The following is a 10,881-nucleotide window of genomic DNA, read 5'->3' as shown; positions in this document are numbered from 1 at the left end:
CAGATCGGCAAGCATCCCGTTGTTCCAATTGCTGCCATAACACTTCAAAGTCTTCAATCCAAGCAACGCTCGTACCGGCGAAATGTCGGTTACGTTATCAGTGACAAAACTACACTCGGTCACTACACCGTTCTCAATCTTCGGCGTTCCTCTTGCATTGACGTCCGTCAACTGCCCATCAAACCCCGGATTCAACTCCATCAATTTTTTGGACACCGCCTTGACCTGCTCCTCCGCAGGCATGGCTTGAACGTCTCTCATCCATCGCTGAAAGGCGGGTGTGGTCCACCGCTGACTCGGCTGAGCGGGAACTACCACCAATTTCATCGGCACTAACTTCGCCGTGATCGCTTTCTCGCCGCCCGACTCGATCTCGAACTCTTGTCCGAAGACGGTGAACCCGTCTTTTTCTACCTTGAGTCGATGCTTGCCGGGATCGACCGAGATCGACACTTTGCCGACGCCGCCCTTTTGGCTCACTTCGACTTTGCCTTCGGCATCCAAGACCTGCACCATCGCATCGGGCTGATCGACTTCGACGATGAGCGTACCGTCTTTGGTCCGCAGCGAAACGATGATGCCCGCCAGTATCGCCACACCGAGGAACGCAGCACCGATCAGCACCGTCTTGTTCTTCCTAGGCGGCTGCTTGCCTTCGCTCGGCTTAGCGACGGCGATCGCTTTCTTCGTCCCCTTCGTTTTCTGAACCGTTTCCTGAATCGGGATGTTCTTGAGAAACGTCATCGCACTGAGATCGACATTCGTGCTGGCCGACTGTCCGATGCTCAGCGACGTTGCTTGGCCCGCCCCCAAGCGTTCCAAGTCTCCGATGACCTCCGTGATCGTCTGGTAACGATCTTCGATCTTCTTAGCGACCATCTTTTTGAAGATCGTTTCAAGATCTTCGGAGGCATCCGGTTGAAGCTCTCGCAACGACGGGATCGGCTTCTCACGATGAGCCAGGATCTTCTCGATGATCGTTTCACCGCTGTAGGTGGCCTTGCCGCCTAGCAAATAATACAGCGAGCAGCCGAGACTATAGATATCGGCTCGGGCGTCGGCGTGCTTCGTGTTGAACGCCTGCTCGGGGCTCATGTAATCCACCGTCCCCATCACCGCCCCAGTACCGGTCAGTTCGGCTTGCGTCGCCGTGTCTCCGGCCGTTTCGATGCGAGCCAAGCCCATGTCGAGAATCTTGACCGCACCTTCGTTATCAAGAAGAAGATTCGCTGGCTTGATGTCTCGGTGGACTACGCCCTTCTTATGAGCGAACTCCAGCCCACGAGCAGCCTGCAGGATGAAGTTGGTTGCCTTGGAGACGGGGAACGGGCCATTCTTCTTGACCAACTGCGAAAGGTCTTGCCCTTCGACGTATTCCATCACGAGAAAGTGGACACCGTTGGCCTGACCGGCATCGTCGGCGGCGACGATGTTGGGATGGCGAAGTTTCGCTGCCGCTCGGACTTCTCGCTCGAAGCGGGCAATCGCCGCTGCATCCTTCATCATGGCCGGAGGCAGCATCTTGATCGCCACGGGGCGATCCATCCGACGATGCAGGGCCTTGAAGACTTGGCCCATTCCTCCCGCCCCGATCTTGTCGAGGATCGTGTACTCGCCGAGGATCAGCGACTTGGATTTCCCTGCGGCTACTTGAGCCGCTTGAAACTTGGTCAGGTGATGTTCCTTGACCAACTCGGCAACGAGTGCTTCAACGCTTGTGGGACTGGCCTTCGGCGGGACGAAGTTTTCGAGCTTGCCGGGCGCAACGATCCCGCTGTCTTCCAACTGCTTGACAACGGTTTCGAGGGCGATGGCCATAGTCGGTCAGTATAGCCACCCGCTTGGAATAGTGGAAATTCTGCCCGGCCAAGCTTTAAACGTCCAGACTTTCGATGGGAACTCGGAAACAGGTGCTTTAACGCTGAAGCAAGTCAGGAGAACGCAACCTGGTTGAGCCGGCGACGCAGCACTCCGATTCTAGCCGGCCACCTTCTGAAGCTCCTTGAGCGACGCGAGCGTGGTCGCGACGATCCGGGCTTGCCGCTTCTGTTGCTTGAGTGAGCGGGCCAGTTCGACGGCCTGACGTGCGACGGTGCGAAGCGTGCTGCGGAGCGCCACGGCCTGCTCGATCGTGGACACCGTCATGTTCTGGCTCGCCGGCTTTCGCGGCTGGACATCGTTCGGCGTCGACACCGTCGCCGATGCTGCGACACGGTTATTGATCGGTATGGTCACAGGGACCTCCGGTGGCTGAGGTTGAGAAGTACGGGGCAACGTGGAACTGCCAGGCGATTCGGCGTGCTTGGCATGTTTGCTGGGCCGGCGCGCATCGCCTTGCATAATTCGGATCGGATCACCAGAGGCGCATTCGGCGGAGGTAAGTCTCAGGATGGCGTCGGTGCGTGAGAACTCGCCTGAACACCGAGAAGAAGCACGGCGGCAACCACGGCTAACCCGGCACCGAAGCCGAACGCCGCCAGCGGCCCAAGCGATTGGTACAACGCCCCGAAGATCAAACTCGCCGGGAGCGTCGCAATCCCGATAGCGAAAGCGGCGACCACTTTCGCCACGGCCGCTAGGAAGGCTGGAGTGAAGCGCATCATCTACCTTGGCGGCTTGGGAGACGATGCCGATCCCGAACTTTCACCGCACCTACGCAGCCGCCATGAAGTCGGCGAAATTCTGCAGCGGTCGGGAATCGAAACCATCGAGTTCCGAGCGGGGATGGTCGTCGGAGCGGGCAGCCTTTCCTATCAACTGCTGAAATCATTGACCGACCGGCGGCCGGTGATGCTCTGTCCGAAGTGGCTCTCGACGCCGACACAACCGATCGAGGTGACCGTTCACGGCGAGTGAATTCCGGCTTTCCTCCAGTACGAATCGGCCGGCACGCGGTTGATCATTTTGAGCGTGTTGATCGAGTTCAAAATCGGAGCGTCGCGCTGAGGGTCGAGCTTATCGAATTGGAGTTCGACGAGGGGCAACGTGGTCAGTGGGGTCAAGTCCGTCACAGGTACATCGCCATCAAGCCTCAGCTTTTTCAGCGGCAGCCCTTTCAGCGGCAGCAGATCCGTGAGAACCTTGGAATGAGACAAATCCAACTCCGCTAGCGGCATTCCCTTCAAAGGAGCGAGGTCTGCAATCTGTGCCCCCGTAAGGTTCAGGCCGGTTAACTTCATTTCCTGCAAGAAGGTCCAATCCTTCGCATGCCACGTATGACCACGGCCCAGATCGAGCACCTTCAACGCCGGCAGCATTCGCAGTGCCGAGAAGTCTTTCAGCGTATCGTCGTCCAGGCTCAACTCGGTGAGATGACCGTTTTCCAACTTGCGGCTGCGGACGGCCCGGTCGTACTCGGGATTGGCCTCAGCTAGTTTTTGCAGCAGCGTTTCCAGTTCGGCGACCCCGTCCGGATCACTGAAAAACTCGGCCGCCGGCTTGCCGTTGAACGTCTTGAGCGACGGTATCGATTTCAGGAAATTACACGTCGCGGCCCCGTCGCGCCAGGGAGTGTTGGTGCAGAGGAGATCGACTAGCGGCATCTTTTTCAACTGCGACAAGTCACGGACACGTGTATGGGAGATCTCCAACCAACTCAGCGGCATGTCTCGAAACGGCGATAAATCTTCGATCTCGCAGCCCCCCAAACCGAGTTTGGTCGGCCGCAATCCGGAGAGCGCGCTTAGGTTTGTCGGTCGCCAGTAATTACCTCGACTCAAAATGAGGGACTCAAGCGACTTCAATGGCGCAAGTGCGGAGAAGTCGTTTAGCCCGGGAGCATCCAGTACGAGTTCCGTTATGCGCCCATTGACATATTTGTACCGCCGGACCGTGCCGTCGTAGTTGGGGTTTGCTTGGCGCAGTTCCCGTACCAAGGCAACGAGTTGTTCTAGCGTCGGTCGCTCGTTTTGCAGTTCGACAAACCGGCGTCCGAATGCAGTTTCCAGCGTCTTGATCGACTGAAGGACGTCGAGTGCCGCCAGAGTGGCCTCTGGATACGCGGGTTCATCACCGTCGAGTGCCTGCAGCGGCATCCCCTGCAACGGAGTCAGATCGGTGACGCGCGTCCGAGCCAATTTCAGTGACGTGAGCTTCAGACCTCGCAGCGCCGCAAGATCGGAGATACGCTTGCCGATCAGTACCAAGTGCCGCAACGGCAGGCTCGACAAGGGCATCAAATCAATCGCGTCTTTACGCGCGTCGCCGACGGTGCCGTCAGTGAGTTCCAACGAGGCCAGTCCGGAAAGTGCTCGCAGGGGAGAGATATCGGAGATCTGGTCCGTCGGGAGCTTGAGTACGGTAACGACGCCCCCTTCAATCTTGTGTTTGACCACCTGCATGTCGAAGCCGGGATTCAATTCCTTCAGCTTCGCCAAGATCGCAGCCAGTTGCTCCGGCGGGGACAACCCGGCGACCTTCTGCTTCCAAGCCGCGAATTCCGCAGTTTCGACGTATTGAGATTGTTCGACGAGGGGGCGGACAACGTCGGCCGTTTTCGCGGGCGAGGTAATCGTCGGAACGGGAGCCTTCTTGGTCGGCAATGTCGTGGAGCTTTCGGGCGTGACGATCGAGATACTGCTACCCTCCGGCGCTTCAACGCGGGCGATTTCTTTTCCGTCTTTGTCTCGCACGACGAACCACACGCCGAGCGCGATGAAGAACGCAGCCGCTCCGGCGAAGCCGAGCGCGACGCGCGGCGGAATGCGAGGTGGACTTCGTCGTGCTGCGACCGTAGTCGCGGCCGTCGGCTTTATGGTGAACGACACCGACGAACTGTTTGCCGAGGCAACGGCTCGTGGGGCTCTAACCGCCGTCGGATCGAGCAGCGCGGCGATGTGATGCTCGACCGCAAACGGTTCGAGTGCCGTCGCGACATCGTCGGGCGCAGCGGGCCGTTCCCCAGGCTTTTTGGCCAACATCAGATCGACAAGCCCGATTAGCGAAGGGGGCAGGTCGCGTCGTAGTTCGCCGATCGAAGGAGTCGGATCGTTCGTCAACGCCATCAGCTTCGAAACGATCGACTGGTTTCGCTTCGCTTCGAGCGGAATCTTGCCGGTCAACAGTTCGTACAACACCACGCCCAGGCCGTAGATGTCGGCCCGAATATCGACGGCATGCGTGTCATTGGCTTGCTCGGGAGCCATGTAGTGCAGCGTTCCCATCAGTTGGCCGGTTCCTGTGAGATCGCCGCCGCCGGGCTGCGAAGCATCGAGGAGTGCCAGGCCCATGTCGAGAACTTTGACGGTACCGGTCGTCAAACCTTTGCGACGCTCCACCGTAAGCATTAGGTTCGACGGCTTAATATCGCGGTGAACCATTCCGTGCTCGTGGGCTTCCTGCAGCCCGACGGCCGCTTGCCGGACCAATTCACAAGCATCGGCGACCGCCAACGGAGCATGTTGCTTGATGAGCGCCGAAAGGTTTTCTCCGTCGACCAATTCCATCACAAGGAAATGCATTCCGTTGGCCTCCCCGGCGTCGAACGCCCCGACGATATTCGGATGCCGCAGCTTGCCGACCGCCTTCATTTCGCGCTCGAAACGAGCGACCGCATCGGAGTTCTGCATTCGCCCGCCGGGCAATACCTTCAGAGCGACGATCTTGTCGAGCTTCGTGTGCAGGGCGCGATAGACGGCGCCCATGCCTCCTTCGCCGAGCTTCTTTAAAAGTTTGTACTCGCGTAGACTTCCTAGTTCGGCGGCCTCAGGCGTTGCGGCCGCTGCGCCCGGAATAGTCGGGTCGCGTCCGAGGTCTTTGATTACTTCGACCATTGCCCGACAAGCGCTCTCGGCATCGGCTGAAACGGCTGGTGGCCCGCCGCGCAGCTTTTCCAACATCGTGTCGCTGCGGTTACCGAGCAGATTGAGTGTCGCTTCGCACTCAGGGCAGGATTGCACATGCCCTTCGACGACGTGAGCCCCGGATTCCGGGAGCGACCCGACAAGGTAAGCGGCCAGTTCTTCGCGTTGCGGGTGCATGGCTTGTTCTTTCGCTGGGAGAGGAGCCGCAGTTCAGACACATTCCGAGGCGGCTGGAAAGTACATTGGCGGCGCGTCACACGACTTTTTCTAGGTCGCGTTTTCATCCCGCATTTCATCGCGCAATCGCCGCAGCACACGATACTTAGCTTGCCGAACCGCTCCCGCCGACAAGTTCACTTCGGCGGCCACTTGGTCGATCGACAGGCCGTCGACCGTCGTACGCCAAAAAGCCTGCCAAGTCGTCAGCTCGAATTCAACGCGAATTAGCGCCAGCGCGCGATGCAAGATCTCACGTTCGGCGTCGGCATCGTCGCCGACACTAGAATCGAGCGACCCATCCTCGGCCCGCTCATGGAGTTCCAGTCGGGCCGTTGAACCGCCGACGGCACGAGGCTGATTGTTATGGGTGCGAAAATAGTCGCCTAGCTTGTGATGCGTAATCGTCCACAACCAACCGCGGAACGTATCGCCCGGCCGATCTCGACGGAACGTGCCGATTTTCATCGCCACGGCGCGGAACACCTCCTGTCCGATATCGGCGGCGTCGGTCGCCTGCAACCCTTTCCCCTTCGCCCAACGATAAACGACCGGTCCGTAGACCTCACATAAACGCCGCCACGCTTCGGCGTCAAGCGAGCGGGCCCGCTCGATCAGGCTGCGTGAAGTGGACGACGAATCGTGGAGCGACGTCATAGAATCAGGCATGCAATCGGGTCTGAGTCCGCCGTCGACGATTCAGTTTCCACCTTGGTGTACGCCACCCGAAACGGAATCGACAATTAGCAAGTTATCTATATGGTTGCATCGACGCAATTAAATCAGCCAAATTTGGCGATCGACGTATTCCTGCAGACCTGCCGTAGTATTGATACCAGCTGATTCTCACGACATTCGGTACTCATGTGCGCGAGTTCTCGCCATTTTAGCCGATCCGGGCCGTTGATTGCCATCCGCCCGGTTGCTCTGCCGGTGGGGGCAATCATGATCGGGTGATGGCCACCGCAACTCGCACGCTACGTCGTTACGATCTCGCACATGGTCATGGACATGCTCACGTTCAGCAAGGAGCGTGAACCGGAGATGCAGCCTGCCGACTTCAACAAAGTGGTCGGCGAAGTCGTGGAACTCATGGAAGGGCGCACGAAAGAACGGAACGTGCAGCTGCACTATGAGCCGGCCGTGTTTATGCCGAACCTCACGTTCGACGCCGAAGGGCTGCACCGCGCGGTCTTGAACGTCGTCTCGAACGCGATCGACGCGAGGAGGTGTCGCCAGTCTAATCGTCGCTTCGGTCGGAGCGTCCGGCAACGCGGAAGGACCAAGCAGCCCGGCGCGATTGAGAACCCCTGCGATCTCCGACAAACTACGCGTGCCCATTTTCTCAAGCGCGCGTTTACGGCGAGCTTCGACGGTACGGAGAAGCCCACGCGCGGGAACAACTCGCCCCGATGCCACTCGACCTTGGCCACCACGCGGCGTGCTTGTTGCCAGGACTTCGCCTGATAGCCGTGTGAACGGCTGACGGCTCGCTGATAGATAAGGAAAAGCAACAGCCACGGAGGAGGTTGGATCAGAGCATGACCTCCGACGCCATGACTCATTGCCATGGCATCGGAGATCAGCGCGACCGAAGTCGGCGATTATCGACCGACCGCTGATTCGACCTCGCTAACACAAACCCATGCGGCCCACGCTCCGAGGCCGAGGGCGAGCCAAATCCAAAGGCCGGCGGTCGGCGTCATGATGACCGCGATCGTAACAGCCGTTAGGCCGGCGATCGCCAGCTGTTCACACGTGAAGGTATTCATTCGAGAATTCCTGTTTGAAATGTTCGTTGATGTTTCTTGTCCGCATTTAGCCGGTCCACGCCCGACACTCCGAGCGGAACGAGCAGCTCGGGCACTGCATCGCTGACGGTGCCGGGTAGAAGACCTTCGAGTCGATGGCCTTCCAGACACGTTCGACGATCCGCTTTGTCCGATCGATCCGCCGTGCGTCGGCCGGCACCTCGTGCAGGTCGATCACCGGCTCCTTGGCTTTGGTCAAAACGGCGAACTGCAACCGGACTCGCTTGTGTGGCGAGAAGTCTCGCACCAACTCGTGATAGAGCAGTAGCTGCCCGGCCGAGTCGTCGGCTTGCTCCCGCGACCATTTCGAACGAGACGTTTTTAGATCTGTAACCACGAGTTCGTCGGCGGTCTCGACCAACAGATCGATCCTGCCCAGTACGTCGGGACAGCCGGCCACGACGGCACCGCGTAGCTCTTCTTCGACGCCGATAATCCGGCCGGCCGGATCGGCTAGCGAACTCGCTTGAAACACCCCGAGCATCTTGGTTGCCAAGCCTCCGAGCGATTCGATATCGTCGTCCTTGCCGAACCGCACGGTCTGCGGATCGGCTTCTCGCCAATGGCGATCGTATTCGCCGACCAAGGCATCGAGCTGCGGCGGCTCGTTGCCCGCCAGTAGTTCGTTGAAGTGATGCTCGACGGCGCGGTGGATGGCGCTGCCGAACACGAGACTCGCCGAGATGGTCCGCTCCGGCAGGCCGGCGATGTAACGGAACATGTACCGGAGAGGGCAGCCTTGGTACGTCGTGACGGCGGAGTAACTGAGGTAGTCGCGCGCCGGCTTGGGAGGCGTCGGTTGCGGCGCAGGACTCGCTCTCGTAGCCGGTCGAACCGGCGTCCCGATCATCGGCGGCCTCCGTTGCCGTTCGCTCCGGCCCCCTTGAGTTCGTCGATGAGGCTGCTCGCTTCCGTGATGGTCAGCTCGGCCGGATCACGGACACCGAACATGGCGTGGAGCTTGTCGCCGAGATCGATCTGTTGCCGTTCGGCGATCGCGGCGAGCGCCCGCTGTTGGCTCGCCGTGGCGGCTCGGGTGCCGTCACGACGACGAGTGCCGCTCCGGCCGTTGGATTGGCCGTTGGCTTGATGGCCGGCGCGCTCGTTGGCCGTGTGACCGTTCGCGGCCGGCTGAGTCGCACCGGCGGCTAGCTCTTCATCGACCGAGGTCTTCGCCATCCCGAAGAGCTGCCGAATCCGATCCTTCAGCCGATCCGCATCGCCGACGAGCGACGAATCGAGCTCCAGTTCCAAGTTCACGGCCGCACCGCGCGAGCCGTAGTTCGCTTCGCCGACCTTCTTCGTGAAACCGACGTTGAGTCTGAGCATGGGAATCTCCGGCTTGAGGAAGATGTGAAAATGGGTAATGCGAACAAGGCGCGGTGATCGTCTTTTAAGGGCGCTAGCGCAGCGCTGGACGCGACGGAGGCCGAGACGGCCCTGGGACAGCGCCTTGGGGCGCGGGAGCGCTCTAGGGGCGCGTGAGGCGCTCCATAGCGCCGTCCCCGATGACGGGCGTCCGGACGTTGACCGGTGGCGGGCCTCAGACGGTCGCGAGGGAGGCATCGGCAGACCGGCGTAGAGAACTCGGCCTGCCGCTCTCGCCTGATTAGTGTTAAATGACCTCAAATGCTGCAATTCACGGCATTTGAACTCACACTCGACGGAGTGTTAGATGCTGTTAGCTAAATCGCTTCGGCTGACTTACACGAACTAACACCCGCTCCAGTGTTAGTCGAAGTCGTTAGCCGGTGCGCACTTAGACGCTACTCACAGGCTTCGGACGGAAAGAGGGGAGCTAGTGGCGATTGTTTGTGCGACTCGGGAGCGAGGGTGCGATCCAGTCACGACTCCCCGTGCGGCGATAGCCGAGCGTTCGCGTCCCGACGCTATGGTTCGGCCGCCCGCACCATCGTTCGCCCGGAGATGTTTCGAGATACCGAGGATCGGGGCACCCACTTCACTCCAGTCGCGGCGTTTGCGTACAACTCTCCGCGATCGCGAGCCGGTATCGACACAACGAAGCACTTTTCAGCTGTCATAGTGGCTCCCGCTGTAAGGAAGGTTATCATGATTCCCGCTACTTCATGGGGGATCTATGGCCGCTTCGGTTGATCAATTCGGAAAATCGCTCGTCGCCTCCGGTCTCATGACCGGCGAGGATGTGAAGGCGTCGTGGGCTGCGAGCCCCGCCGCCGAGCGGCCGAAAGACGGCGAAGCGTTCGCCCGGCTTCTCGTGGCGCAGAAGAAGCTTACGGATTTTCAAGCCGCCGAGATCCTCGCCGGCCGCGGCGCGCGGCTGATCATGGGAGAGTATTCGCTCCTCTCCGAGATCGGCGCCGGCGGAATGGGAAGCGTCTACAAGGCGCAGCATCGACGGATGAAGCGCGTCGTGGCGCTGAAGGTGATGTCGGGCGCGGCGATGCGCGATGAAGCGGCCGTGAAGCGCTTCCAACGTGAAGTGCAAGCCGCTGCACGGCTCGAACACCCGAACATCGTCACGGCCTACGACTCGGGCGAGGCCGGCAACGTCAAGTATTTGGTGATGCAGTTCGTCGACGGCGGCGACCTTTCGGACCTCGTCAAGAAGAACGGTCCGTGCTCGGTCGAGCAGGCCGTCGACTATGTGCTGCAAGCGGCCAAAGGGCTTGCCTTCGCGCATGCCGAAGGAGTCATCCACCGCGACATCAAGCCGGCGAACTTGCTCGTCGACAAGAAGGGCACGGTCAAAATTCTCGACATGGGCCTGGCCCGCATCGAGAACAGCGATGACGGCCTCACCGCCACCGAGCAAGTGATGGGCACGGTCGACTACATGAGTCCCGAACAAGCGGCGAACACCAAGGGGGTCGACGGTCGGGCCGATATCTACTCGCTCGGCTGCACGCTCTGGTTCCTGCTCACGGGCAAGAAAGTTTACGAAGCCGACACGATGATCGGCCGGCTGATGGCCCATCGCGACGGTGAGTTGCCGAGCCTCGTAAAGACGCTCGACGACGCCCCGTGGTCGCTGGAGCAGGCGTTTCACAAGATGATCGCCAAGCGGCCGCAAG

The 10,881-nt window shown here is 60.0% G+C and carries 8 protein-coding genes and 2 pseudogenes; 2 read left to right on the top strand and 8 right to left on the bottom strand.

Annotated features, from left to right (window positions below; genetic code table 11):
• Both K8U03_26010 and K8U03_26005 read right to left on the bottom strand, forming a co-directional pair.
• The coding region (locus K8U03_26010) for a protein kinase (GenBank protein ID MCE9608354.1) at positions 1 to 1,818 on the bottom strand (1,818 nt) is incomplete at its 3' end.
• 159 nt (positions 1,819 to 1,977) lie between these two features.
• Positions 1,978 to 2,145 (bottom strand): hypothetical protein, encoded by a 168-nt coding sequence (locus K8U03_26005; protein MCE9608353.1) that lies wholly within the window; start codon positions 2,143 to 2,145, stop codon positions 1,978 to 1,980.
• 402 nt (positions 2,146 to 2,547) lie between these two features.
• Between K8U03_26005 and K8U03_26000 the strand changes: the two are divergent.
• A pseudogene (locus K8U03_26000) lies at positions 2,548 to 2,832 on the top strand (oxidoreductase).
• An 11-nt stretch (positions 2,833 to 2,843) separates the two neighbouring features.
• On the opposite strand, the gene K8U03_25995 reads toward K8U03_26000, so the two are convergent.
• The 6 genes and pseudogenes from K8U03_25995 to K8U03_25970 all read right to left on the bottom strand — a co-directional run bounded on the left by K8U03_25995 (position 2,844) and on the right by K8U03_25970 (position 9,157).
• Positions 2,844 to 5,978: a protein kinase gene (locus K8U03_25995; protein MCE9608352.1), complete on the bottom strand. Its 3,135-nt coding sequence runs from the start codon at positions 5,976 to 5,978 to the stop codon at positions 2,844 to 2,846.
• A 90-nt stretch (positions 5,979 to 6,068) separates the two neighbouring features.
• Positions 6,069 to 6,686: a sigma-70 family RNA polymerase sigma factor gene (locus tag K8U03_25990; protein ID MCE9608351.1), complete on the bottom strand. Its 618-nt coding sequence runs from the start codon at positions 6,684 to 6,686 to the stop codon at positions 6,069 to 6,071.
• A gap of 701 nt (positions 6,687 to 7,387) precedes the next feature.
• A pseudogene (locus K8U03_25985) lies at positions 7,388 to 7,486 on the bottom strand (transposase).
• Positions 7,487 to 7,621: 135 nt separating this feature from the next.
• Positions 7,622 to 7,789 carry a hypothetical protein gene (locus K8U03_25980; protein MCE9608350.1) on the bottom strand — a complete coding sequence of 56 codons (168 nt, stop codon included), beginning with the start codon at positions 7,787 to 7,789 and terminating at the stop codon, positions 7,622 to 7,624.
• Positions 7,790 to 7,835: 46 nt separating this feature from the next.
• The gene (locus K8U03_25975) at positions 7,836 to 8,678 is read right to left on the bottom strand and encodes a PD-(D/E)XK nuclease family protein (protein MCE9608349.1); all 843 of its coding nucleotides are present in this window, start codon (positions 8,676 to 8,678) and stop codon (positions 7,836 to 7,838) included.
• Positions 8,675 to 9,157: a hypothetical protein gene (locus K8U03_25970; protein MCE9608348.1), complete on the bottom strand. Its 483-nt coding sequence runs from the start codon at positions 9,155 to 9,157 to the stop codon at positions 8,675 to 8,677. Before K8U03_25970 ends, K8U03_25975 begins: the two co-directional genes overlap by 4 nt.
• Positions 9,158 to 9,926: 769 nt before the next feature.
• On the opposite strand from K8U03_25970, the gene K8U03_25965 reads away from it, so the two are divergent.
• The coding region (locus tag K8U03_25965) for a serine/threonine protein kinase (GenBank protein ID MCE9608347.1) at positions 9,927 to 10,881 on the top strand (955 nt) is incomplete at its 3' end.

Source organism: Planctomycetia bacterium, from assembly GCA_021413845.1.
Classification (GTDB): Bacteria; Planctomycetota; Planctomycetia; order Pirellulales; family PNKZ01; genus PNKZ01.
This window is presented reverse-complemented; position numbering and strand designations above follow the sequence as displayed.